This window comes from Spirillospora sp. NPDC049024 (assembly GCF_040649235.1).
In the GTDB taxonomy this organism is placed as follows: Bacteria; Actinomycetota; Actinomycetes; order Streptosporangiales; family Streptosporangiaceae; genus Spirillospora.
The window spans coordinates 229,471-252,677 of record NZ_JBEZFD010000006.1 but is presented as its reverse complement, the minus strand read 5'-3'; the positions used below and the strand labels follow the sequence as shown (position 1 = coordinate 252,677).

Here is a 23,207-nt window from a genome sequence, read left to right as displayed (position 1 = left end):
CATGCGGGCACCGCCAGGCGGGCGGGCGCCGCGGGTCAGGCGGGCGGGGCCGTGCTGGCGCGCAGCACCACCTCGCCCGCGACCCGCTCGATGCGGCTGCGGCGCGCGGCGGGCTCGCGCAGGGCCAGGCCCATGACGCGCTCCCCCATCGCGTCCAGCGGCAGCGCGACGGTGGTGAGCGCCGGGGTCACGTCGCGGACCATCGCGATGTCGTCGAAACCGGCGAGCGACATCTCCCCCGGCACTAACACGCCGTTGTCGCGCAGCGCGGCGAGCGCGCCGATCGCCATGACGTCCGTGACGGCGAAGACGCAGGTCGGACGGTTCTCGCGGCGCAGCAGCTCGGTCGCCGCCTGGTAGCCGCCGTCGCGGGTGAAGGGTGCCTCGACGATGTGCTCGGGCGCGAGGCGGACGCCCGCGTCGGCGAGCGCGTCGGTGAACCCGCCGAGCCGGTCGTGGACGGTCGTCAGGGCGCGCGGGCCGGTCAGCACGCCGAAGCGGCGGTGGCCGAGGTCGAGCAGGGCGCGGGCGAGGGCGGCGGCGCCCTCCCTGTTCTGCGGCAGGACGGCGTCGACCTTGAGGCTGCGGTGCCGGCTGAGGACGGCGACGCGGCCGCCGGTGCGCTGGTAGGGGTCGAGCTCGGCGGCCATCGCGCGCTCCCAGTCGCGGTCCTCGAAGCCGGAGCCGATGAGCAGGATCGCGCGGGCCCGCTGGGCGCGCAGCATCGCCACGTACTCGATCTCGCGGGCCGGGTCGCGGAACGTGCTGGCGAGCATCACCAGCATTCCGTGCTCGGCCGCCGTGCGCATGACGCCCCGGGCCACGGCGGCGAAGTACGGGTCGCTGACGTCGTGGCAGATCACCCCGACGGACTTGCTGGAGGAACTGGCCAGGGCCTGCGCGTGCGCGTTCGGGGTGTAGCTCAGCTCGGCCGCCGCTGCGAGCACGCGTTCCCGCAGGTCGGCACGGACCTGCGCGGTCCCGTTCAGGACGCGGGACGCGGTGGCGAGCGAGACGCCGGCCTCCCTCGCGACGTCCTGCAGGGTCACGTACGCACGGTCGCCGGTGCGCTCCTCCTCGGCCGCCTCCGTCATCACCGCTCCCTAGGCCGGCGCGGGGCCCTCGCGGCGGGTTCCTGGCGAAGACCCTCTTGACCGCGGCGCGCGCCGCTTCTTACGGTACATCAGAAAGCGCTTTCTGAACGCGCTTTCCGAACCACCCCGTCCGGAGGAACCCCATGGTGAGTCAGGGTACGACGGCCGCGCCGCCCTCGGCGGACGCGGCGGGCGTCGTGGAACGCGCCAGGCCCGGCGCCGGCGAACGGATCCGCGACGGCCTGGAACGGTCGTGGCGGCCGGTCGCCCTGCTGGTGGCCTGCTTCGCCGCGTGGTGGGCGGTCAGCGCCTTCAAGCTGGTCGAGGCCTACCTCGTCCCGTCGCCCGGCGCGACGCTGCGGCTAATGAGCGACAAGTGGGGCTATATCTGGCAGCACACGTGGGTCACCACGTACGAGACCCTGATCGGCTTCGCGCTCGCGGTGCTGATCGGCGTCGCGTCCGCGGTGGTCATGGTGTACTCGGCGACGGTCGAGCGCACCCTCTATCCGATCCTGCTGTTCGCGCAGGTCATCCCGAAGATCGCGATCGCCCCGCTGTTCGTGGTCTGGCTCGGCTTCGGCATCGGTCCCAAGATCGTCGTGGCGGTGCTGATCGCCTTCTTCCCGGTGGTGATCTCGATGGTCGCCGGGCTCAAGGCGGTGGACCCGGAGATGCTCCAGCTGTCGGCCACGATGGGCGCGAGCCCGATGGCCACCTTCACCAAGATCCGGCTGCCGGCCTCGCTCCCGCACCTGTTCTCCGGCCTGAAGGTCGCGGTCACCCTCGCCGTCACCGGCGCCGTCGTCGGCGAGTTCGTCGGCGCGAACGAGGGCCTCGGCTACGTGATCCTGCAGGCCAACGGCAACCTCGACACCCCGATGCTGTTCGCCGGGCTGCTGGTCATGTCGGCCATCGGCGTCGTGCTGTTCGTCGTCGTCGAGGTCGCGGAGAAGCTGCTGCTGCCGTGGCACGCCAGCCGCCGCGGCGAGGCCGTCACCACCACGTACTGACGGCGCCGCCGTCCCCGACGGCGCCCCACGGGCCCCCCGCCACCCGAAACCGCCCGCCCGGAACCACCGGACGGGACGTCCCGACACCAACGGCCGAGACAACCCACCCCCCTACGGAGGGCCGTCCTATGAAACTCCGCAACCTCGCCATCGCCGTCCTGGCTCCGGCCGTGGCGCTCGCCGCCACCGCCTGCGGCGGTGACTCCGGAGAGACCACCAGCGCCTCGGGCAAGAAGCTGACCAAGGTCACGCTGACCCTGAACTGGTACCCCTACGGCGAGCACGCGCCGTTCTACTACGGCAAGAAGAAGGGCATCTTCGAAAAGCACGGCATCGACCTGGAGATCAAGGCGGGCCAGGGCTCGCAGAAGACCGTCCAGGCCACCGGCGCCGGGCAGACCGACTTCGGCTGGGCCGACACGCCCGCCCTGCTCGCCGCCGTCGACAAGGGCATGCCGGTCAAGAGCATCGGCGTCTTCCTGCAGACGACGCCCGCGTCCGTGCAGTCGTTCACCTCGGCCGGGATCAAGAAGCCCGCCGACCTGAAGGGCAAGAAGATCGCCGGGACGGCCGGGGACGCGCTGGCGCGCACCTTCCCGGTGTTCCTGCAGAAGAACGGGATGAGCGCGAGCGACGTCCCCGTCCAGAACACCGACCCGGCCGGGAAGATGGCCGCGGTGCTGTCCGGGAAGACCGCCGGGCTGATGGGCTTCGCCAACGACCAGGGCCCGACGATGGCCGCCAAGTCCGGCAAGGAGGTCTCGATCCTGCGGTACTCCGACTTCGGGCTGAACTTCTACTCCAACGGCCTGCTGGCCGGCGAGCGGAAGCTGAAGAGCGACGCCGAGCTCGTCAAGGAGATGGTCGCGGCCACGAGCGAGTCGTGGACGGCCGCGGAGGCCGACCAGGCGGGCGCCATCGCGAGCATGGCGGGCGCGTCCGAGCAGCTCCCGCCGGAGAAGGTCCTCACCGAGCAGTTCAAGACCACGCTGACGCTGCTGCACACCCCCGCGACGCAGGGCAAGGCGCCCGGCGTGAACACCGAGGACGACTGGAAGCAGACGATCAGCACCTTCCAGCAGGCCGGGGTCATCGGGAAGGCGCAGGCGCCGGCGGAGTACTGGCAGTCGTCGGCCGCGCCGCAGACCTGACGGGACGAGCGATGAGGATCATGAGCAAGCAATCCACCGGCACTCCGGGCGCGGAGCGGAGCGCGGACCGGGAGACGGCCGTCAGCCTCGACGAGGTCGCCGTCCGGTTCCGCAGCCGCAAGCGCGACGTCACCGCCCTGCGCGAGGTCTCGCTGGACGTCCCCATGGGGGAGTTCGTCGCGATCGTCGGCCCGTCCGGCTGCGGCAAGTCCACGATGCTGAAGCTGGTCGCGGGGCTGCTGAAGCCCTCGACCGGGGACGTGCGGCTGCGCGGCGAGAAGGTCGCGGGCCCGCGCCACGACATCGGCTACGTGTTCCAGCGGGCCGCGCTGCTGGAGTGGCGCAGCGCCCGCAAGAACATCCTGCTCCAGGCGGAGATGCGCAAGATGCCGGCCGAGCAGGCGCGCAGGCGGACCGCCGAGCTGATCGAGATGACCGGTCTGAAGGGCTTCGAGGACGCGCTGCCGCACGAGCTGTCCGGCGGCATGCAGCAGCGGGTCGCGCTGTGCCGCGCCCTGCTGCACGAGCCGCGCGTCCTGCTGATGGACGAGCCGTTCGGCGCCCTCGACGCCCTCACCCGCGAGCAGCTCAACATCGAGATGAACCGGATCTGGCGGGAGACGGGCACGACCGTGCTGCTGGTCACGCACTCGATCGCGGAGGCGGCCTACCTGGCCAACCGCGTCGTGGTGATGACCGACCGGCCCGGCTCGATCGCCGAGATCATCGACGTCGACCTGCCCCCGGAGCGCGACTACGCCGCCACCATGGCCCGCCCGGAGTTCGCCCGCGTCACCAACCGCGTCCGGGGCCTCCTCGGCGCGGGCGCCGCGGCCGACTGACCGGGCCGGGGCGGCGGACGGCCGACCGGGGGCGGAGCCGCGGCCGGCCGACCGGGCGCGCGCCGAGCAAGGCGCACAGCACACGACACACGACAGGCTAGGAAGGAACGGGATGGCACGCAGGTCCATCGGGATCGTCATGAACGGCGTCACCGGCCGGATGGGGTACCGCCAGCATCTCCTCCGCTCGATCCTCGCGATCAGGGAGCAGGGCGGGGTGCGCACGGCCGAGGGCACCGTGCTGTGGCCCGAGCCCGTGCTGGTGGGACGCAGCGAGGCGAAGCTGCGCGAGCTGGCGGAGCGGCACGGGTTGACGGCGTGGACGACCGACCTGGCCGAGGCGCTGGCGCGTCCGGACACCGACGTCTACTTCGACGCCCAGGTCACCAGCGCGCGGGTCGACGCGATCCGCGCGGCGGTGGCGGCGGGCAAGCACATCTACACCGAGAAGCCCCTCGCCGAGGACCTGGAGACCGCGGTCGCGCTGGCCCGGCTCGCCGACGAGGCGGGGGTCAAGCACGGCGTCGTCCAGGACAAGCTGTTCCTGCCGGGGCTGCTCAAGCTCAAGCGGCTGGTGGACGGCGGGTTCTTCGGGCGGATCCTGTCGGTGCGCGGCGAGTTCGGCTACTGGGTCTTCGAGGGCGACTGGCAGGAGGCGCAGCGGCCGAGCTGGAACTACCGGGCCGAGGACGGCGGCGGGATCATCCTGGACATGTTCTGCCACTGGCGGTACGTCCTGGACGGGGTGATCGCGCCGGTGCGCTCGGTGCAGGCGCTCGGGGCCACCCACATCCCCGAGCGGGTGGACGAGCACGGCAAGCCCTACCAGGCCACCGCCGACGACGCCGCCTACGGGATCTTCGAGCTGGACGGCGGGATCGTCGCGCAGATCAACTCCTCCTGGGCGACGCGGGTGTTCCGCGACGAGCTGGTGGAGTTCCAGGTCGACGGCACCGAGGGGTCGGCGGTCGCGGGGCTGCGGCGCTGCCGCGTCCAGCACCGCTCGATGACGCCCAAGCCGGTGTGGAACCCCGACCTCCCCGCCACCGAGGACTTCCGCTCCCAGTGGCAGGAGGTCCCCGACAACACCGAGTTCGACAACGGCTTCAAGGCCCAGTGGGAGATGTTCCTGCGGCACGTCGCCGACGACGGCCCCTTCCCCTGGGACTTCTACGCCGGGGCGCGCGGCGTCCAGCTCGCCGAACTCGGCCTCCGGGCATGGCGGGAAGGCCGCCGGCTGGACGTCCCGGAGCTGACGCCATGAGGATCGATCTGCCCGGGGCGCCCGGCCACGCGATGAGCGAGCCGCGCACCTACAAGCCGCCCGCCGGGCCCAGCGCGTCGCGGGTCGCGTACGCGGCCGCGCACGTGGTCGCGGGCGGCGAGACGCTGGACTGGGACGCGACGCTCGCGTTCCGGCGGCACCTGTGGTCCTACGGGCTTGGCGTCGCCGAGGCGATGGACACCGCCCAGCGCGGCATGGGCCTGGACTGGACGACGACCCGCGAGCTCATCGTGCGGAGCAGTGAGGAAGCGCTTTCAGAAGGGGGCCGGATCGTCTGCGGCGCGGGCACCGACCAGCTGCCGCCGGGGCCCGCGTCCCTGGCGGAGATCGCCGCCGCCTACGAGGAGCAGCTGGCCGTCATCGAGTCCGTGGCCGCGGTGCCGGTGCTGATGGCGAGCCGCCACCTGGCCGCCGCGGCGAGCGGCCCGGAGGACTACGCCTCGGTGTACGGGCGGCTGCTCGCGCAGGTCGAGCGGCCGGTCGTGCTGCACTGGCTGGGCCCGATGTTCGACCCGGCGCTGGAGGGCTACTGGGGTTCCGACGACCTCGACGTCGCGGCCGGCGCGCTGCTCGCCCTGATCGGCGAGCACGCGTCCCGGATCGACGGCGTCAAGATCTCGCTGCTGGACGCGGGGCGGGAGGTCGACCTCCGCCGCCGGCTGCCGTCCGGGGTCCGGCTCTACACCGGGGACGACTTCAACTATCCGGAGCTGATCCGGGGCGACGCCGAGGGGCACAGCGACGCGCTGCTCGGAATCTTCGACCCGATCGCGCCCGCCGCCGCGGCGGCGCTGCACGCGCTCGACGACGGCGACACCGCGTCCTACGAGGAGATCTTCGAGCCGACGGTGCCGCTGGCCCGGCACCTCTTCGAGACCCCCACCTACTACTACAAGACGGGTGTGGTGTTCCTGGCCTGGCTGACCGGTCACCAGCGGCACTTCCGGATGGTCGGCGGGCTGGAGACCGCGCGTTCCGTGCCGCACATGGTCCGCCTCTTCCAGCTCGCCGACGCCGCCGGCCTCTTCCCCGACCCCGGCCTCGCGGCGCACCGGATGCGCGCCTGGCTGACCGTCCAGGGGGCCGCGTGATGAGGGGAGGCACCCGATGAGGTTCAGCCTCAACCAGTGGACGACCCGGTACTGGGCGCTGCCGGAGCTGGCCGCCGGCTGCGCGTCCGCCGGGGTGACGGGCGTCGGGCTCTGGCGGGAGCCCGTCGCCGAGTACGGCCTGGCCCGCACCGGCAGGCTCATGCGCGACCACGGGCTGGCGGTCACGTCCCTGTGCCGGGGCGGGTTCTTCCAGGAGCCGGACGCGCTGGAGAGCAACCGCCGCGCCGTCGAGGAGGCGGCCGAGCTGGGCGCGCCCGCCCTGTGCCTGGTCAGCGGCGGCCTGCCGGAGGGCTCCCGCGACCTGGACGGGGCGCGCTCGCGCGTCGCCGACGTCCTGGCCGAGCTCGCGCCCTTCGCGGGCGAGCACGGCGTCCAGCTCGCGATCGAGCCGCTGCACCCGATGTTCTGCTCGGACCGGTGCGTCGTCTCCACCCTCGGCCAGGCGCTCGACCTGGCGGCGCCCTTCCCGTCCGCCCAGGTGGGCGTCATGGTCGACACCTACCACCTGTGGTGGGACCCGGCGGCGTGGGACGGCATCGCCCGCGCGGGCGCCGAGGGCCGGATCTCGCTGTTCCAGGTCGCCGACTGGGTCACGCCGCTCCCCGAGGGCGCCCTCACCGGACGCGGCATGCTCGGTGACGGATGCGTCGAGCTTCGCCGGTTCCGCGAGGCCGTCGACGCCACCGGCTACACCGGCCCGATCGAGGTGGAGATCTTCAACGGCGCGCTGTGGGCCATGCCGGGCCCCGAGGCCCTCGCCCTCACACTGGCCCGCTTCGAGGAGCACGTCCTGAAGGAACCCGCCATCAAGGAAGACCGGGCGTGACGTCCGCTCCGGCGCGCCCGCGCACGTCCGGGGCCGGCGGCGGCCGGACGTGGCGGGCGGCGGCCGGGGCGTGGCTCGGGATCGGGACGGCGCCCGGCGCGCTCGTCCTCGGGGCGCAGATCGGCGGGCGGCACGGCGGCGCGCTGCCCGTCCCGGTCCTGGTGGTGGGCGGCGCCGCGCTGACCGTCCCCACGGTCGCGGTGCTGGTCGCCGGCAGCGGCCGGTGGAACGCGGTCGCGGTCGTCACCACCCTGACCGCGGTCGCGCTGATCGGCCTCGTCGCGCGGGGCGGTGCTCGCGGCGCTCCGGGTCGACCGGATGCTGCTCGAATGGCTGACGGTGCTGGCGGCGGCGCTGCCGGCGCTCGTCCCGCCGATGGCGGCGGAGTTCGCGCGGCGGCGGCGCGGGCGCGCGGGACGGCCCGTGGCGACGTGGATCTGGGCGCCCGGCGCGGCGGCGGCCGTGGCGCTGACCCTGGCGGGCCATGCGGCCGCGGCCCCGGTCGGCCTCGTCGTCTCCGCGGCCGCGACGCTCGCCCACGCGTGGTCCCGGCGGGCTTCCGGCGGACGGGGTCATGACGCGATGTCCACATCCGGCTGGCCCGAAATTCGTCCTTGACGTGCGGGCGAGACCGGTCGTACGTTCTGGAAAGCGCTTCCAGAAAGCGCTTTCCAGCCACCGATCCCCACCCTAGGACGGCCGGAATGCGAAGAAAACTCAGCTGGTGTCTCCTCACGATCGCGGCGCTGCTGCTGCCGCTGCTCACCGTCCCCCCGGCGGCGCAGGCGCGCGACGACGCGCCGATCCTCGACCCGATCCCCGAAGACCCCGCCCCGTCCGGCCTCGGCCTCGTCCTCCAGGAGGTCGCGCAGCTGCCGAAGTCGACGCCGACCGGCACCCCCACCGACCCGCGGCTGCTGCGGTGGAACCGCATCAACTACGTCGGTGAGGTCCCCGACCACTCGGGCCGCCTGTACGTGCCCGACCTGAACGGCAACCTGTACCTGCTCGACAAGAAGACCCGCACCCCGCACGTCTACCTGGACGTCGCCGCCACGTTCGCGCCCGACTTCTTCTCCCAGGCCGGACTCGGACAGGGCTTCGGATTCGTCGCGTTCCACCCCGACTTCCGGAAGAACGGGAAGTTCTACACCGCGCACGTCGAGGCGGGCAACGCGCTCAAGACCAAGACGCCCGACCTCACCCCGCAGCCGAAGACCGGCTACCACGGCGTCATCGACGAGTGGACGGCGGACGACCCCAAGGCGGACACGTTCTCCGGGACGCACCGCGAACTTCTGCGCATCGGGTTCGCCGGCCGCATCCACAACCTCCAGCAGATCGACTTCAACCCCAACGCCCGCCCGGGCGACGCCGACTACGGCAAGCTCTACCTGTCGGTCGGCGACGGCGGCAACGGCAACGTCGGCGACAACGGCGGCGACCCGCAGAACCTGGCCGTCCCCCAGGGCAAGGTCCTGCGGATCGACCCGGCCGGGAACAACAGTGCGAACGGCAAGTACGGCATCCCCGCCGACAACCCCTACGCCGGGCAGCCCGGCAAGGTCGGCGAGATCTACGCCTACGGCATGCGCGACCCGCACCGGTTCAGCTGGGACACCGGCGGCACGCACCGGATGTTCCTCGCGCACATCGGCGAGCACGAGATCGAGTCGATCCACGAGCTCTACCCCGGCGCGAACATCGGGTGGAGCGAGCGGGAGGGCGCGTTCACGTTCCGCAAGGACGACCGCTGCCACCTGTACCCGCTGCCGGCCGACGACGACGAGTACGACTACGAGTACCCGCTCGCGGCCTACGACCACGACCCGCCCGCCGACTGGAACTGCAGCAGCGACGTGGGCCACGCCATCTCCGGCGGCTACGTGTACCGGGGCGCCCGGCTGCCCGCACTGCGCGGCAAGTACCTGTTCACCGACATCGTGGACGGCCGGCTCATGTACACCGAAGAGTCGGAGATGAAGCACGACGCGACCGGCAGGAACCGCGCGCAGATCTACGAGCTGGCGGCCTACGACACCTCCGGCAAGCCCGTCACGATGCGGGAGCTGGCCGGTGACCAGCGCGTCGACCTGCGGTACGGGTCGGACGCGAAGGGCGAGCCCTACCTGCTCGCCAAGGCCAACGGCAAGATCTGGAAGGTCGTCGGGACGAAGCGGGTCGCGGCCGGCGCGGCGGGCCCGGTCCGCATCGGGAACGCGATGGACGCCAAGGACTGGGCTCCCGTCACCCCGTCCAAGTGGGAGTTCCCCGGCGACCAGGTCGTCCTCGCCGAGGAGGGCCAGCAGCGCCCCGGGCCGCGCCGCCCGTTCGAGTACGCGGTGCTCAACAAGGGACCGGTGCTCAGCTCGGCGCGGATCGACGCGCAGGTGCGGCTCGACACCCCGGTGTCGGTCAGCAACCGGGACGTGATCGTCATCTTCGGCTACCGGGACGACACGCACTTCTACTACGCGCACCTGTCCAGCGACAACACCATCTACCCGCACAACGGGATCTTCCTGGTGAACGGCGCCGACCGGCTGCGCATCGACCAGCAGTGGAACGCCAACCGGTCGCACGGCGCCCCGCCGGCCATCACCGACGAGGCGTGGCACCGCGTCCGGGTGGACCGCCGGGCGGACACCGGTGAGATCGCCGTCTACGTGGACGGGTCGTCCAAGCCGGTCTTCACCGCCCTCGACAGGACCCTCGGCTCCGGCCGGGTGGGCTTCGGCTCGTTCGACAACATCGGCCGGCTCCGCGACCTGACGGTCCGCGGAACCCAGGCGAAGTAACGGCCTCCTCCGGGCGGGCGCCGGCTCGCGGCGCCCGCCCGGAGGACTCCAAGGAGTCGACATGATCATCCGCCGCGGCACCGCCGCACTCACCACCGCGCTGCTGGGCGCCTCACTCTGCGTCGCAGCACCGGCCAGCGCCTCGACCGGCGGCGTCTTCCCGCCGCTGAAGAAGAACCTCGTCTCCTACTACGACTTCGAGCACCCCGTCCCGGGCGACCCGTCCCGTGAGGCCGACAGCGGACGGTCCGGCACCGCGATCAACCTCATCAACGGCGGCACGGACATGCGGGTCCGGGACGGCGCGCGGCGGCACGCCATCCAGCTCGGGCAGGTGAACCCGGCCGCGAAGGGCAACGACGACTGGAAGGCCGGGATCTACTCGGCGACCGGCGTCCCGTCGCTGCACGCGTTCAGCTCCGCCAAGGGCGCGACCCTCGCGGGCTGGTTCAAGATGACCGGCACGAACCCGAGCCCCAACACCGAGACGTCGAACCCGAGCGACGTCTACAACGCGGTCGGCCTGTCCGGCCTGCTCACGGGCGACTCCGACGGCCACGCGGTGCGCGCGCTGCTGGAGATCATCGAAGTTTCCGGCACCCTGCACGTCGTCGCGCTCGGCCGCCGCGTGGACGGCTCGAAGTCGCAGACGTTCGCCGCGAGCGAGGACTGGCGGAGCATCCTCCCGCAGAACACCTGGGTGCACCTCGCCGCGACGTTCGACTACGACACCGGCGAGATGGCGCTCTACAAGAACGGCAGGCCGCTGGAGGGCTTCTACACCACGGCCGGCGACCCGTGGGGCCTCGAAGGCGAGCCCGAGCCGGACGTCACGTCCGCCACGGACCCGCGCGGCATCAAGATCGGCGGCAGCTTCCCGCAGAACACCGCGGAGAAGAACCCCTGCAACTGCCGCATGGACGGCCTGATGTTCCTCGACCGCGCCATCACCGCGAAGGAGGCCGCCATCCAGTACAGGTTCGCGAACCGCTGACCCCCTTCCCACCCCGGCACCGCCGGCGCCCGCCAGGCGCCGGCGGTGCTCGTCTTTGCTCCGGTTCGCTCCGGTTCGCTCCGGCCCCTGCTCAGCGGCGCCCGAGACGCGCGGCCCACCGCTGGAGGCCGTCGACATGCCGGCGGGTCAGCCCCTCGTGGGGCCGGACGGGCACCAGGCGCAGCCCTCGGCGGTACGGGAGCGCCTGGCGCCGGACCGTCAGGGGGATGACATCGTCCACCCAGGCGAAGGGACGGCCGTCCGCGTGGCGGAGAATCGGCGCCCACTTGCGCATGCGCGGCAGTTGCAGCAGCGGGGTCCGGGGGTCACCGGGCCGGGGGACGTAGTCGGAGATCGCCACGTGGGGAAGCCGCGGCAGATCCAGCAGCGGGCCGATGTACCGGTTGGCGTGCTCCTCCCAGGTCGTCGCCCAGACCAGGTCATAGGGCACCGAGAGGTCGCGGAGCCAGGCGGCGTGCGCCGGGTTGATGCGTACGGTGAGCCGCCCGACGGCGTGCTCGGCGAAGCCCGCCACCGGGGCTTCCGGGTTCAGGACTCCGTCCACGTCGAGGTAGAGGAGGGGACGGGCGCCGCGGGATCCCGGACGGGGCACGTCTCCTATCCACATAAGCGGGCGGTGTAGAGGGCGGTGTCGGTGGCGGCGAGGAGGGTGCCGTCCGGGGCCAGGGCCAGGTCGTTGGCGGGGGCCGGGAGCTTGACGCGGTGGGACGGGGCCGGGGCGGCGGCGTTCCAGGCGAAGAGGGTGTCGGGGGCGTCCTGGAGGACGGCGGCCACCAGGAGGTGACCGTCGACCAGGGCGGCGGCCGTCTGGTCGACGGGGGCGGGGACGGACAGGGACGCGAGGCGGGCGCCGTCCAGGCCGTGCACGCCCAGGTCATCCGGGGTCGGGCAGACGAGGACGAGGCCGTCCGGGGACGGGGCGAGGGACCCGGCGGCGGTCGGCACGGCGGCGATCTCCTCGCCGCGTTCGAGGTCGAGGAGGGTGGTCGCGGAGTCCCCGGTCAGGGCGGCGAGCGGGCCCGTCGCGGGCGTCGCGTGCAGGAGGCGGCGGTCGACGGCGCTGCCGTGGCCGAGCCAGAGGTGGAATCCGGCGAGCCGGTCGCCGGTGAGGGCGTCCCACACCGCCACCTCGGCGTCGCTGGCCGGGCCGAAGACCGCGACGACGGCGGCGCGGCCGTGGTGGACGGCGAGGCCGAGCAGGTCGGGGTGGGCGTCCAGGATGACGTCGCGGCCCGTGCCGAGGTCGTGGACGTGGAGGCGGTCGCGGTGCGTCCAGGCGACGGTCGGCGACCCGGCGGGGACGCCGAACGCCCAGTCGGCCCGGTCGGCGGGGAAGTCGGGGATCGGCGGCCCGAGCGGCGCGCCGGCCGCGAGGTCCCACGCCTGGCCGGTGTTCACGCCCTGCCCGACGCGGGACGTGAAGGCCAGCGGCGGTCGCTCCGCGGTGGCGGCGACGCCGTCGAAGGACCCGCGCGCCAACGGGCCCGCCAGCACGCTTTCCGGCATGCGTGGGAGCGTAGGCCACCCGGCGCAGATCGTTCCACGCAGTCGCGAAATCGGGCGGGTGAGGCCCGCGTTACCCGTCGGCCGCGCGTGTCACCCGATGGTGACGCCCGTCATCCGCCGGCGGCGCGCAGGCGGGCGGCGACGTCCTCCGGGGGGACGTCGTTGATCCAGGCGGCCATGCCCGACTCCGAGCCCGCCAGGTACTTGACCTTGTCGGCGGCGCGGCGGATCGAGAACAGCTCCAGGTGCAGGCGGAGCAGGTCGCGGCCCTCGCCGACCGGCGCCTGGTGCCACCCCGCGACGTACGGCAGCGGCGTGTCGTAGAGGGCGTCGCAGCGGCGCAGCAGGTCCCGGTAGAGGACGGCCAGCTCGTCGCGCTCCCCCGCGTCGAGGGCGGTCAGGTCGGGGACGTGGCGGTGCGGCGTCAGGTGCACCTCGACCGGCCAGCGGGCGGCGGCGGGGACATAGGCCGTCCAGTGCTCGCCGGACAGCACGACGCGGCTGCCGGCGCGCTCGGCCTTCAGCACGTCGCCGAACAGGTCCGGGTTCGCGGCGGCCGACGCCAGCATCCGCTCGGTGCGCGGGGTCACGAACGGGTAGGCGTAGATCTGGCCGTGCGGGTGGTGCAGGGTCACGCCGATCTCGACGCCGCGGTTCTCGAACGCGAAGACCTGCGCGACGCCGGGGATCGCCGACAGCTCGGCGGTGCGGTCGGCCCACGCGTCGATCACCGTCCGGACGCGGGAGACGGGCAGCAGCGACATCGACGCGGAGTGGTCGTCGGTGAAGCACACGACCTCGCAGCGCCCGGCGCCGCGGGACCGCTCGACGCCGTCGATCGAGGGCGGCACCGGCGGGGTGCGGACGTCGAAGGACGGGAAGCGGTTCTCGAACACCGCGACGTCGTAGGACGGGTCGGGGATCTCCGAGGCGGGGCCGCCGGGGCACAGCGGGCACTGGTCGGCGGGCGGCAGGAACGTCCGCGTGTTGCGGTGCGCCGTGATCGTGACGTGGTCGCCGGTCAGCGGGTCGCGGCGGGTCTCGCACACCGGCTCGACGGGCGGGAGGCCGCGCGGGTCGGCGACGGGCACCCGGCCGGGCGACTCGTCGTAGTAGACGATCTCGCGGCCGTCCGAGAGCCGCGCCTTTGTCCGGTTCATCTCGACCGGCAGCCTACAGCGCCGGGGCGCCCGCGCGCGTCTCCTCCTCGTGCACCGACAGCAGGTACCTGACCAGCGTCGTCAGCACCTCCTTGCCGGACGTGCGCTCCCGGACGTCGCAGAGCACGACCGGGGTGCCCTCACTGAGGTCGAGCGCCTCGCGGATCTCCACGGGCGTGTAGTCGTAGCCGTCGTCGAAGCAGTTCACCGCGATGACGAACGGCAGGCCCCGGTTCTCGAAGTAGTCGACGGCGGGGAAGCAGTCCGCGAGGCGGCGGGTGTCGGCGAGCACGACGGCGCCGAGCGCCCCGAAGGACAGCTCGTCCCACATGAACCAGAACCGGTCCTGGCCGGGCGTGCCGAACAGGTACAGCACGAGGCCGTCGCGGATCGTGATGCGGCCGAAGTCCATGGCGACCGTGGTGGTCGTCTTCTGCTCGACGCCCTCGGTGTCGTCGACGCCGACGCCCCGGTCGGTGAGCAGTTCCTCGGTCTGGAGCGGGCGGATCTCGCTGACGGAGCCGACGAGCGTGGTCTTGCCGACGCCGAAGCCCCCGGCGACGAGGATCTTCACCGCGACGGGGGTCGCCGGGGCGGACCCCTCGTGGGGGGACGGCCCCGCGCTCCCTCCGGCGGCCGCGCCGGCGTTCTCAGAGGGCTTGGAGACCATGGAGCACTTCCCTCAGCAGACGTTCCTTGGAGAGCGTGCTCTCCTGTTGGGGACGGGTGGCGGTGATGAGCCGGTGGTGGAGCAGGTCGCCGAGCAGCACCCGCACGACGACCAGCGGCAGCCGCATCCGCGCCGCGATCTCCGCCACCGGCTGCGGTTGCAGGCACATCTCCAGGATGTCGAGATGCTCGGGGCCGATGCCGGGCGAGCCGGAGCGGGGCCGCGCCGCGGTCGAGACTATCGTGATCATGTCGAAGGCCTCACCGGTCGCGGGCCTGGCCCGCCCGCGGGTGAGCGCGTACGACCGGACGATCGGGCCGGCCTCGTCATCGAGCCATTCGTTGCCAGGACCGGTCATGGTCCGTCACGATTCCTCGGTGTCGAGGGACTCGGCGCGGCCGCGCCGGGTGCCCTGCTGGATGGACGACATCATCGACCGCAGCTGCTCGGGCGACCGGTCGGCGCGCGGGGCCGGTGCCGGCGCGGCGGGCGCGGAGCGGTCCTCGCGCAGCTGGGAGGCCATGTTCTCCTGCCGGACGCGCTTCGGCAGCGAGGGCTTCTCGCCGGCCGACGCGCCGGGGGGACGGCGCCGCACCTCGCGGGGCGAGCGCGGCACGCTCGGCGGGGGCGGCGGTGATGCGGGTTCGGACGGCGGGTCGCCCCACGGCGAGGGCGCCGACCGGGGCCCCGGCGCCGGGCCCTGCATCGGCTCCTCGAACACCGGGATGGGCCCGGTCAGCGCGTCCGGTTCCCCGTTCGACGCGGAGGACTGCATGGAGGACTGGATCGGGGACGGCGCCGAGTGCGGGGGCGCGGGGGCGGCCGGAGGGATGAAGGGACGAGCGGGCTGGACGAGGGGCTCCTGCGGCGGAGACTGCGGAGGCTGCGGGGACGGCGCGGACGGCGCGGCGTGCCTCCCGGACGGCAGGTGCAGCACGGACCCGCCCTCGCCGCCGTCCAGCGCCGCCTGCGGGCCGCCGCGGCCGCCGCCGACGACCGTGCCGACGGGGACGAGCGCGTCCTCCGCGCGGCGGGTGGTGAGCGCGGGCGCGCCGCTCACCGTGTCGCCCTCGTCGGGGACGACGAGTTCCTCGGGCAGCAGCACGATCGCGGTCATGCCGCCGTAGGGGGACGTCCGCAGGGTGACCTTGATGCCGTGCCGGCGGGCCAGCCGCCCGACGACGAACAGGCCGAGTTGCGCGCTGTCGGACAGGTCGAACTCGGCGGCGGTGGCGAGCCGCTCGTTGGCGGCGGCGAGGCTGGGCTCGTCCATGCTGAGGCCGCGGTCCTCGACCTCCAGCGTGAAGCCGTGCGAGACGGCCTGCCCGTGCACCTGGACGGTCGTGTGCGGCGGCGAGAACGTGGCGGCGTTCTCGATCAGCTCGGCGAGCAGGTGGATGACGTCGGCGACGGCCGGGCCGACGATCGCGGCGCGGGTCATCGGGGCGACGTTGACCCGGGTGTAGTCCTCGACCTCGGAGGCGGCGGCGCGGGCGACGTCCACGATCGCGACGGGGCTGCGCCAGCCGCGGCCGGGCGCCTGCCCGGACAGGATGATCAGGCCTTCGGCGTGCCGGCGCATGCGGGTGGCGAGGTGGTCGACCCGGAACAGGTCCTCCAGGTCGTCGGGGGTCTCGATGCGCCGCTCCATCGAGTCCAGCAGCTTGAGCTGGCGGTGCAGCAGCGTCTGGCTGCGGCGGGCGAGGTTGACGAACACGTCGCTGACGTTGCGGCGGAGCGTCGCCTCCTCGACCGCGCTCTGGATCGCGGTGCGGCGCGCGGCGTTGAACGCGTCGCCCACCTGGTCGATCTCGCGGGTGCCGAACGACAGCGGCGGCGCCTCGGCGGCCACGTCGACCTCCTCGCCGCGGCGCAGCCGGCGGATGACGCCGGGCAGCCGGACGTCGGCCAGGTCGATCGCCTCGCGGCGCAGCCGGGCCAGCTCGCGGATGACCGACCGGGCGACCCAGATCGCGAGGACGAGGGTCGCGACGACCGCGACCACTCCGAGCGCGCCCGCGAGGACGACGCGGGTGATGATGCCCTCGGAGATCGGCTGGGCGCGCTCCTCGGCGCCCGCGGACACCGCCAGTTCGAGGCCGCGCAGCCGGGTGAGGTTGGAGTCGGCGGTGGTCTTCCACAGCACGCCGGCCGTGCCGGCGGAGTTGACCAGCCGGGGCGAGGCGACGAAGCGGTCCTCCAGCGTCCGCAGCCGGCCGTACTCGGGCATCTCGACGATGCGCTGGTAGTAGGACTGGTCGGGCGAGCGCAGCTCGGCCGCGGTGTAGGTGTAGAGGGTGCGCTGCGTGCCGACGAGCTTGGTGTACTGGGCGTGCTCGTCGGGGGTGATCCTGCCGGCGGCGATCGCGCCCGCCAGCAGCGCGTCCTCCTGCGCGAGGGCCTCGCGGGCACGGGTCAGCGACGCCTCGTTGCGGGCGTCCTTGGCGACCTCGGAGTTGTTCAGCGTGGCGAGTGAGCCCTGCAGGGCGCCGACGTCGCCGAGCAGGGTCGTGTAGTCGGCGAAGGCGCGCGCCCGGTTCAGGCGGCCGGCGTCGATGGCGCGGCGCCGGTCGTCCAGCCCGTCCAGCTCGGCGAGGATCTTGCCGGCGATGCGCCGGGCGTCCTGCGAGGCGGCGCCCTGGACGGCCTCGGACCTGGCGAGCCGGCGGAACAGCTCGGCCTGCCGGTCGGTGACCAGGCGGCCGGACTCCATGGCGGCGCGGTCGCCCTCCGCGTGGCCGCCGAGGTAGACCATCGACAGCCGCCGCTCGGCCTGCAGGGCGCTGCCGAGCGCGCCCGACGGGTAGCCGTAGTGGTCCTGGACGGTCTTGACGTGGCGGAGGTTGAGCCCCTCTCCGAGCGCGATGCTCGCGGCGAACGCCCACAGCACGCCGAGGGAGACCACCGACACGGTGACCATCAGGACGACCTTGAAGCGGATGGACCGGAAACGCGCGGCTTTGGGAGCCCGCCGGTGACCGGCGGACGAGTCCGTGGTGCGGCCTCGATTTGGCACTGCGGCTGAACCTTCACTCGGGGCGGACGGGACGGGCAGGTGGCGGGTGGCGGACGGGCTTCGACTGCGCGGGGCGGCTCGCGCGGAACGCAGGAGAGCCTAGGCCGGACGGCCGCTATGTGTCGACAGTTTCCAGATCATCACGTTTTGTGGCGACGGATGGCCCAAAATACCCCTACGATGCCTCAGCGTGATGGCTCGTACCCCAGAAGCGACGACGACCGTGCGCTCTCCGGCCCGTCCCCGCCGGGCCCTCCTCGCCGCGGGGGCACTGGCCGCGGCGGCGCTGACCGGCGCCTGCAGCGGCGACTCCGGCGGGACCGCCGCGCCGCCCGACGTCCCGATGCTGCAGGAACTCGGCACCCCGGAGGGCCGGCTCGACCTGGTCGCCTGGGCGGGGTACGCCGAGAACGGCACGAACGACCCGAAGGTCGACTGGGTCACGCCGTTCACGAAGGCGACCGGCTGCAAGGTCTACACGAAGGTCGCCGACACCTCCGACTCGATGGTCGCGCTGATGAAGACCGGGCAGTACGACGGCGTGTCGGCGTCCGGCGACGCGAGCCTCCGGCTCATCTACGGCGGGACGGTCGCGCCCGTCAACACCGGCCTGGTCGCGAACTGGGAGGACGTCGCCAAGTACCTGAAGAACCAGCCGTACAACTCCGTCCGCGGGCAGATGTACGGCATCCCGCACGGCTACGGCGCCAACATGCTGATGTACCGGACGGACAAGATCACGCAGCGTCCGACCTCGTGGAACGTGGTGTGGGACAAGAACTCCCCCGCGGCCGGGCACGTCGTCGCCTACGACTCCCCCATCTACATCGCGGACGCGGCGCTCTACCTCAAGACGCACCGCCCCGACCTGAAGATCACCGACGTGTACGAACTGGACGAGAAGCAGTTCGACGCCGCGGTCGACCTGCTGAAGCAGCAGCGCCCGAACGTCAACCAGTACTGGGCGAACTACCTGGACGAACTCCAGTCGTTCAAGAGCGGCTACAACTACGCCGGCACCGCCTGGCAGGTGACCGCGAACCTGGCCATGACGGACAAGGCGCCGGTCGCCACGACGATCCCGACCGAGGGCGCGACCGGCTGGTCCGACACCTGGATGATCTCCTCGAAGGCCCAGCATCCGACCTGCATGTACAAGTGGATGAGCTGGATCACCACGCCGAAGGTGCAGGCGGAGGTCGCCCAGTGGTTCGGCGAGGCGCCCGCCAACCCCAAGGCGTGCGGTTACACCGCCAAGGGGTTCTGCTCGACCTACCACGTCGGCGACCCGGAGTTCTACAAGCGCCTGGCGTTCTGGAAGACCCCGGTGAAGGACTGCGGCGACGACCGCGGCAGCAAGTGCGTGGACTACTCCCGCTGGGCCCAGGCCTGGACCCAGATCAAGGGCTGAGACGCTCCTCCCCGGCGCCCCGCGGGTCGGGTCGCGGACGTCAGGGCCAGCGGTACTCGGCGCCCTCCGACGGGACGTGGTGGGGCAGGTAGCACTTCGTCGTGACGTGCTCGTCCTTGCAGTCGAGGCACAGGTAGGTGCGGTGGCCGCGCAGCCCGCGGCCCCGCCTGTCGCAGGGCGGGCAGACGCACGGCGACCAGCCGACGATGACCCGGCCCGGGTGGAGCCTGTGCCCCGCCGGACACAGGAACGGGACGTGTTCGAGAGCCTGCACGCCTCGACCCTACTCGAACAAACGATCGATCGAGAAGCGGCCTTCCGCACGTGGCGGGGTGGGGGGTCAGTGGTCGCGGGTGGTCGTGTGGTGGGCGAGGGTGCGCAGTTCGGCGGCGGCGCAGGGAGCGGCGTCGGCGGCGTCCAGCTCGGCGAGGGCCTCGGCCAGGAGCTCGTCGGCGCGGGCGGCGGCCCAGGAGCGGCCGCCCGCCGCGTCGGCGAGGCCGGCGGCGCGGACCACCTCCTCGTCGGTGAGCGGCGTGTCGCGCAGGTAGAGCGCGGCGAGCTCGGCGCCGGCCGCGCCGCCCGAGGTGAGGGCCGCGACGAGGGGCAGCGACTTCTTGCGGCGGCGCAGGTCGGCGTGGACGGGCTTGCCGGTGACCGCCGGGTCGCCCCAGATGCCGAGCAGGTCGTCGGCGAGCTGGAAGGCGAGCCCGAGGCGCTCGCCGAAGGCGCGCAGGCGCGACACCTGCCCGGCGGTGCCGCCCCCGTACACGGCGCCGAGCGCGCAGGAGGCGCCGAGCAGCGCGCCGGTCTTGCCCGCGGCCATGGCCAGGCACTCGTCGAGCGTGACGTCCGCGCGCTCCTCGAACGCCAGGTCGGCGCGCTGGCCCTCGACCAGGTCGAGGACGGCGCGGGCGAGGATGCGGACGCCGCGCGCGACCACCGCGGACGGCTCCTCGGCGAGGAGCTCGTAGGCGGCGGCGAGGAGGGCGTCCCCGGTGAGGATCGCGGCGTTGGCGCCGAAGACGGCCCAGGCGGTGGGGCGGTGCCGGCGGGTGAGGTCGCCGTCCATCACGTCGTCGTGCATGAGGGAGAAGTTGTGCGCGAGCTCGACCGCCACGGCGGCCGGCAGGGCGGCCCGGACCGTCCCGCCGACCGCCTCCGCGGCCAGCAGCGTGAGCGCGGGCCGGATCGCCTTGCCGCCCGCCCCGGCGGCCGGGCGGCCGCGCTCGTCGCGCCAGCCGAAGTGGAAGCCCGCGGTGGAGCGCGACGCGTCCGGCATGGCCTCGACCACATGCCGCAGCGCGGGGTCGAGCAGGCGGCGGCTCCAGGTCAGCACCTCCGCCGCCGTCCGGGGGCGGTGCCGCGGCTCCGTGCGGTGGTCGCAGCCGACCACGGCCGGGTCGTCTCTCCAGGCGGGCATGGCGCGTCCCCTCTCCTCAGCGGGCGATCTCGACGTTCTCCAGGACGCCGAGGGCGTCGGGGACCAGCACGGCGGCCGAGTGGTAGGCGCTGACCAGGTAGGTCAGCAGCCCCCGGTCGTCGATGCCGGTGAACCGGACCGACAGGCCCGGCCGGACCTCGCCCTCCAGCCCGGTGCGGTGCAGGCCGATGACGCCCTCGTCGTCCTCGCCGGTGCGCAGCGCGAGGATCGAGCTGGTCCCGGTCGGGGAGATGGGGATCTTGTCGGACGGGAGGATCGGGACGCCGCGCCAGGCGTGCGCGCGGCGTCCCTCGACCTCGACCGGTTCGGGGTACACGCCGCGGCGGGTGCACTCCCGGCCGATCGCGGCGATCGTCTTCGGGTGGGCGAGGAAGAACCGGGTCTTGCGGCGCCGGGCGAGCAGCTCGTCCATGTCGGCGGGGGTCGGGGGGCCGCCGAGGGTCTGGATGCGCTGGCGCAGGTCGGCGTTGTGCAGCAGGCCGAAGTCGGGGTTGTTGATCAGTTCGTGCTCCTGGCGCTCCCTGATCTCCTCGATGGTCAGCCTGAGCTGCTGCTCGACCTGGTCCATCGGCTCGCTGTAGAGGTCGGCGACCCGGGAGTGGACGCGCAGGACCGTCTGGGCGACGGCCAGCTCGTACTCGCGGGGCGAGGCCTCGTAGTCGGCGAACGTGCCGGGCAGGACGGGTTCGCCGCCGTGCCCGGACGCCACCTCGATCGCCGCCTCGCCGTGCCTGGTCTGCGGCGGGACGGGCGCGGCCCGGTACTCCTCCAGGTGCGCGCGCAGCGGCGCGGACCGCTCGGTCAGCTCGGCGATCGCCCCGCGCGGCAGCGTCAGGACGATCACGGGGGTGAGCGCGCGGAACGTGTGCGCCCACTCCCCCGGCTCGCCGAGCAGCGCGTCGGCGCCGAAGAACCGGCCGTCGGCGAGGACCCCGACCCGGCTCTCGGCGTCGTAGGCGCCGGGCGCGGTCTGCTCGACCTTGCCGTGCGCGACGAGGTGGACCGCGTCGAGAGGCCCGCCCGACTCCGCGATCACCTCGCCGGGCCGGTACTCGCGCTGCTCGAAGCGCGCGGCGAGACCGTCCAGGACCGCGGGGTCGGGCAGGCCGCGCAGCGGCGGCAGCTCGGCCAGTTCGGGCGGGACCACGCGGACCGCCGCGCCGTCGTTGACGAACGTCACGAGGCCGTCGCCGAGCCGGTAGGTGAGCCGGCGGTTCACCCGGTACGACCCGGCGTCCGCCCGCACCCACGGCAGCTGCGACAGCAGCCACCGCGGGGTGGTGCCCTGCGTCTGCGGGACGGACTTGGTCGTCGTGGCGAGGTTGCGCGCGGCCCGGGTGGAGAGGGCCGACCGTTCCCGCGTCACGCGCCGGCACCGCCGTGCGCGACCTCGACCGACTCCAGCATGCCGAGCGCGTCGGGCACCAGGACGGCCGCCGAGTAGTACGTGCTGACCAGGTAGTTGATGAGCGCCCTCTCGTCGACGCCCATGTAGCGGACCGACAGGCCCGGCTGGTACTCGTCGGGCAGGCCGACCTGGTGCAGCCCGACGACGCCCTGCGCCGCCTCGCCGGTCCGCATCAGCAGGATCGAGCTGGTCAGCGTGCGGCTGATCGGGATCTTGTTGCACGGGAAGACGGGCACGCCGCGCCAGCCGGGCACCTTGTGGCCGCCGACGTCGACGCTGTCGGGGTAGACGCCGCGGGCGCTGCACTCGCGGCCGAACGCGGCGATCGCCTTCGGGTGGGCGAGGAAGAACGCCGGGTCCTTCCAGACGAGGGTGAGCAACTCGTCCATGTCGTCGGGCGTGGGCGGGCCGGAGCGGGTGTGGACGCGCTGGGAGAGGTCGGTGTTGTGCAGCAGGCCGAAGTCGCGGTTGTTGACGATCTCGTGCTCCTGCCGCTCGCGCAGCGCCTCGATGGTCAGCCTGAGCTGCTGCTCGATCTGGTCCATCGGCTGGTTGTAGAGGTCGGCGACGCGGGTGTGGACGCGCAGCACGGTCTGCGCGACGCTCAGCTCGTACTCGCGGGGCGAGGCCTCGTAGTCGACGAACGTGCTGGGCAGGACGGGCTCGCCGTCATGCCCGGAGGCCACCTCGATCTCCGCCTCGCCGTGCGCGTTGTGGGCCCGCGGGGGGCTCGTCCGGTACTCCTCCAGGTGCGCCTGGAGGGAGGCGGACTGGCCGAGCGTCTCCTGGAAGTCGGCCCGGCTCATGCTGAGGATCGTGCAGGTGGTCACGGCCTTGACGGTGTGCTCCCAGGTCGGGGGCTCCTCGCCCGCCGGCGTCCGGAGGAGGGCCTGCTCCCCGAAGAAGTCGCCGTCGGCGAGCGTGCCGAGGACGGCGTCGGCGCCGTACTCGCCGGCGCCGATCCTGCTGAGCTTGCCGTGCGCGACGAGGACGACGCGGTCGACGGGCCGCCCCCGCTCGACGACGACGTCGCCGGGCGCGTACTCCTGCTGGGTGAAGCGGCCCGCGATGGCGCCGAGGGTCGCCTCGTCGTCGTAGCCGCGCAGCGGGGCCAGCTCGCCGAGCTCGCGCGGGATCACGCGGATGTCGGCGCCGGTGGTGACGAACGTGACCCGGCCGTCGCCCAGCGTGTAGGTGAGGCGCCGGTTGACGCGGTAGGCGCCGCCGGAGGCCTGCACCCAGGGCAGCAGCTTCAGCAGCCACCGCGACGTGATGCCCTGCATCTGCGGGACGGACTTGGTCGTGGTCGCGAGGTTCCGCGCGGCGTCGGTGCCGAGGCTCAGCCGGTGGTCCTGTTGCTGCTGGTCCTGGAGCTGCTGTTCCGTCACGTCACACACCACCGATTCGTCGTGGGTCCGAGGGGATGGCGGCCTTTGGCCACCGGTGACGCTACAGACGG

The 23,207-nt window shown here is 73.2% G+C and carries 22 protein-coding genes; 10 read left to right on the top strand and 12 right to left on the bottom strand.

What is annotated here, in order from left to right; genetic code table 11:
• Positions 1-35 precede the first annotated feature (35 nt).
• Entirely contained in the window at positions 36-1,094 is a 1,059-nt protein-coding gene (locus AB0C21_RS13680) for a LacI family DNA-binding transcriptional regulator (protein WP_500204313.1), read from the bottom strand.
• A 143-nt stretch (positions 1,095-1,237) separates the two neighbouring features.
• Here AB0C21_RS13680 and AB0C21_RS13675 point away from each other — a divergent pair, with 143 nt between their 5' ends.
• The 6 genes from AB0C21_RS13675 (at position 1,238) to AB0C21_RS13650 (ending at position 7,323) form a co-directional block, all read left to right on the top strand.
• A complete protein-coding gene (locus AB0C21_RS13675; RefSeq protein ID WP_149262476.1) occupies positions 1,238-2,107 on the top strand; it encodes an ABC transporter permease in 870 nt (289 codons plus the stop codon).
• A gap of 128 nt (positions 2,108-2,235) precedes the next feature.
• A complete protein-coding gene (locus tag AB0C21_RS13670; protein ID WP_500204312.1) occupies positions 2,236-3,258 on the top strand; it encodes an ABC transporter substrate-binding protein in 1,023 nt (340 codons plus the stop codon).
• Positions 3,259-3,278: 20 nt separating this feature from the next.
• Positions 3,279-4,100 (top strand): ABC transporter ATP-binding protein, encoded by an 822-nt coding sequence (locus AB0C21_RS13665; protein ID WP_235037172.1) that lies wholly within the window; start codon positions 3,279-3,281, stop codon positions 4,098-4,100.
• Between the two features lie 112 nt (positions 4,101-4,212).
• Positions 4,213-5,364 carry a Gfo/Idh/MocA family protein gene (locus tag AB0C21_RS13660; RefSeq protein ID WP_500204311.1) on the top strand — a complete coding sequence of 384 codons (1,152 nt, stop codon included), beginning with the start codon at positions 4,213-4,215 and terminating at the stop codon, positions 5,362-5,364.
• Positions 5,361-6,476, top strand: a complete 1,116-nt coding sequence (locus tag AB0C21_RS13655) for a dihydrodipicolinate synthase family protein (RefSeq protein WP_500204310.1) — start codon at positions 5,361-5,363, stop codon at positions 6,474-6,476. Before AB0C21_RS13660 ends, AB0C21_RS13655 begins: the two co-directional genes overlap by 4 nt.
• Positions 6,477-6,492: 16 nt before the next feature.
• Positions 6,493-7,323, top strand: a complete 831-nt coding sequence (locus AB0C21_RS13650) for a sugar phosphate isomerase/epimerase family protein (protein WP_500204309.1) — start codon at positions 6,493-6,495, stop codon at positions 7,321-7,323.
• Here AB0C21_RS13650 and AB0C21_RS13645 read toward each other — a convergent pair.
• Entirely contained in the window at positions 7,304-7,570 is a 267-nt protein-coding gene (locus AB0C21_RS13645; protein WP_500204308.1) for a hypothetical protein, read from the bottom strand. The two genes, AB0C21_RS13650 and AB0C21_RS13645, sit on opposite strands and share 20 nt — an antisense overlap.
• Positions 7,571-7,614: 44 nt before the next feature.
• On the opposite strand from AB0C21_RS13645, the gene AB0C21_RS13640 reads away from it, so the two are divergent.
• The 3 genes from AB0C21_RS13640 to AB0C21_RS13630 all read left to right on the top strand — a co-directional run bounded on the left by AB0C21_RS13640 (position 7,615) and on the right by AB0C21_RS13630 (position 11,115).
• Positions 7,615-7,941 carry a hypothetical protein gene (locus AB0C21_RS13640; RefSeq protein ID WP_500204307.1) on the top strand — a complete coding sequence of 109 codons (327 nt, stop codon included), beginning with the start codon at positions 7,615-7,617 and terminating at the stop codon, positions 7,939-7,941.
• An 86-nt stretch (positions 7,942-8,027) separates the two neighbouring features.
• Complete coding sequence (locus AB0C21_RS13635) at positions 8,028-10,121, top strand: PQQ-dependent sugar dehydrogenase (RefSeq protein ID WP_500204306.1); 2,094 nt, start codon at positions 8,028-8,030, stop codon at positions 10,119-10,121.
• Positions 10,122-10,182: 61 nt separating this feature from the next.
• On the top strand, positions 10,183-11,115 hold the full coding sequence (locus AB0C21_RS13630) for a LamG-like jellyroll fold domain-containing protein (RefSeq protein WP_500204305.1): 933 nt from the start codon (positions 10,183-10,185) through the stop codon (positions 11,113-11,115).
• 91 nt (positions 11,116-11,206) lie between these two features.
• On the opposite strand, the gene AB0C21_RS13625 is transcribed toward AB0C21_RS13630, so the two are convergent.
• From AB0C21_RS13625 to AB0C21_RS13600, 6 genes are all read right to left on the bottom strand, one after another.
• Positions 11,207-11,728, bottom strand: a complete 522-nt coding sequence (locus AB0C21_RS13625) for an HAD domain-containing protein (protein ID WP_500204304.1) — start codon at positions 11,726-11,728, stop codon at positions 11,207-11,209.
• Between the two features lie 5 nt (positions 11,729-11,733).
• A complete protein-coding gene (locus tag AB0C21_RS13620) occupies positions 11,734-12,642 on the bottom strand; it encodes a WD40 repeat domain-containing protein (protein WP_500204303.1) in 909 nt (302 codons plus the stop codon).
• A gap of 110 nt (positions 12,643-12,752) precedes the next feature.
• On the bottom strand, positions 12,753-13,802 hold the full coding sequence (gene galT / locus AB0C21_RS13615; protein ID WP_500204302.1) for a galactose-1-phosphate uridylyltransferase: 1,050 nt from the start codon (positions 13,800-13,802) through the stop codon (positions 12,753-12,755).
• 13 nt (positions 13,803-13,815) lie between these two features.
• On the bottom strand, positions 13,816-14,472 hold the full coding sequence (locus tag AB0C21_RS13610) for a GTP-binding protein (protein ID WP_500204301.1): 657 nt from the start codon (positions 14,470-14,472) through the stop codon (positions 13,816-13,818).
• Complete coding sequence (locus AB0C21_RS13605; RefSeq protein ID WP_149262465.1) at positions 14,453-14,830, bottom strand: DUF742 domain-containing protein; 378 nt, start codon at positions 14,828-14,830, stop codon at positions 14,453-14,455. Before AB0C21_RS13605 ends, AB0C21_RS13610 begins: the two co-directional genes overlap by 20 nt.
• Before the next feature lie 6 nt (positions 14,831-14,836).
• Positions 14,837-17,392, bottom strand: a complete 2,556-nt coding sequence (locus tag AB0C21_RS13600; protein ID WP_500204300.1) for a sensor histidine kinase — start codon at positions 17,390-17,392, stop codon at positions 14,837-14,839.
• Positions 17,393-17,681: 289 nt separating this feature from the next.
• On the opposite strand from AB0C21_RS13600, the gene AB0C21_RS13595 reads away from it, so the two are divergent.
• A complete protein-coding gene (locus AB0C21_RS13595) occupies positions 17,682-18,899 on the top strand; it encodes an ABC transporter substrate-binding protein (protein ID WP_500204299.1) in 1,218 nt (405 codons plus the stop codon).
• Positions 18,900-18,939: 40 nt separating this feature from the next.
• Here AB0C21_RS13595 and AB0C21_RS13590 read toward each other — a convergent pair whose 3' ends face one another.
• The 4 genes from AB0C21_RS13590 to AB0C21_RS13575 form a co-directional block, all read right to left on the bottom strand.
• Complete coding sequence (locus AB0C21_RS13590; protein WP_149262463.1) at positions 18,940-19,173, bottom strand: hypothetical protein; 234 nt, start codon at positions 19,171-19,173, stop codon at positions 18,940-18,942.
• Between the two features lie 66 nt (positions 19,174-19,239).
• A complete protein-coding gene (locus tag AB0C21_RS13585) occupies positions 19,240-20,319 on the bottom strand; it encodes a family 2 encapsulin nanocompartment cargo protein polyprenyl transferase (protein WP_500204298.1) in 1,080 nt (359 codons plus the stop codon).
• A 16-nt stretch (positions 20,320-20,335) separates the two neighbouring features.
• Positions 20,336-21,706: a family 2B encapsulin nanocompartment shell protein gene (locus tag AB0C21_RS13580; protein WP_500204297.1), complete on the bottom strand. Its 1,371-nt coding sequence runs from the start codon at positions 21,704-21,706 to the stop codon at positions 20,336-20,338.
• On the bottom strand, positions 21,703-23,136 hold the full coding sequence (locus tag AB0C21_RS13575) for a family 2B encapsulin nanocompartment shell protein (RefSeq protein ID WP_500204296.1): 1,434 nt from the start codon (positions 23,134-23,136) through the stop codon (positions 21,703-21,705). The genes AB0C21_RS13580 and AB0C21_RS13575 overlap by 4 nt, the downstream gene beginning before the upstream one ends.
• Positions 23,137-23,207: the final 71 nt, after the last annotated feature.

Excerpts from the sequence above, each read along its gene's own strand:
- AB0C21_RS13680 (WP_500204313.1), bottom strand. The coding sequence starts at position 1,094 with ATGACGGAGGCGGCCGAGGAGGAGCGCACCGGCGACCGTGCGTACGTG.
- AB0C21_RS13675 (WP_149262476.1), top strand. The coding sequence starts at position 1,238 with ATGGTGAGTCAGGGTACGACGGCCGCGCCGCCCTCGGCGGACGCGGCG.
- AB0C21_RS13670 (WP_500204312.1), top strand. The coding sequence starts at position 2,236 with ATGAAACTCCGCAACCTCGCCATCGCCGTCCTGGCTCCGGCCGTGGCG.
- AB0C21_RS13665 (WP_235037172.1), top strand. The coding sequence starts at position 3,279 with ATGAGCAAGCAATCCACCGGCACTCCGGGCGCGGAGCGGAGCGCGGAC.
- AB0C21_RS13660 (WP_500204311.1), top strand. The coding sequence starts at position 4,213 with ATGGCACGCAGGTCCATCGGGATCGTCATGAACGGCGTCACCGGCCGG.
- AB0C21_RS13655 (WP_500204310.1), top strand. The coding sequence starts at position 5,361 with ATGAGGATCGATCTGCCCGGGGCGCCCGGCCACGCGATGAGCGAGCCG.
- AB0C21_RS13650 (WP_500204309.1), top strand. The coding sequence starts at position 6,493 with ATGAGGTTCAGCCTCAACCAGTGGACGACCCGGTACTGGGCGCTGCCG.
- AB0C21_RS13635 (WP_500204306.1), top strand. The coding sequence starts at position 8,028 with ATGCGAAGAAAACTCAGCTGGTGTCTCCTCACGATCGCGGCGCTGCTG.
- AB0C21_RS13630 (WP_500204305.1), top strand. The coding sequence starts at position 10,183 with ATGATCATCCGCCGCGGCACCGCCGCACTCACCACCGCGCTGCTGGGC.
- AB0C21_RS13620 (WP_500204303.1), bottom strand. The coding sequence starts at position 12,642 with ATGCCGGAAAGCGTGCTGGCGGGCCCGTTGGCGCGCGGGTCCTTCGAC.
- galT (WP_500204302.1), bottom strand. The coding sequence starts at position 13,802 with ATGAACCGGACAAAGGCGCGGCTCTCGGACGGCCGCGAGATCGTCTAC.
- AB0C21_RS13610 (WP_500204301.1), bottom strand. The coding sequence starts at position 14,472 with ATGGTCTCCAAGCCCTCTGAGAACGCCGGCGCGGCCGCCGGAGGGAGC.
- AB0C21_RS13605 (WP_149262465.1), bottom strand. The coding sequence starts at position 14,830 with ATGACCGGTCCTGGCAACGAATGGCTCGATGACGAGGCCGGCCCGATC.
- AB0C21_RS13600 (WP_500204300.1), bottom strand. The coding sequence starts at position 17,392 with ATGGTCACCGTGTCGGTGGTCTCCCTCGGCGTGCTGTGGGCGTTCGCC.
- AB0C21_RS13595 (WP_500204299.1), top strand. The coding sequence starts at position 17,682 with ATGGCTCGTACCCCAGAAGCGACGACGACCGTGCGCTCTCCGGCCCGT.
- AB0C21_RS13585 (WP_500204298.1), bottom strand. The coding sequence starts at position 20,319 with ATGCCCGCCTGGAGAGACGACCCGGCCGTGGTCGGCTGCGACCACCGC.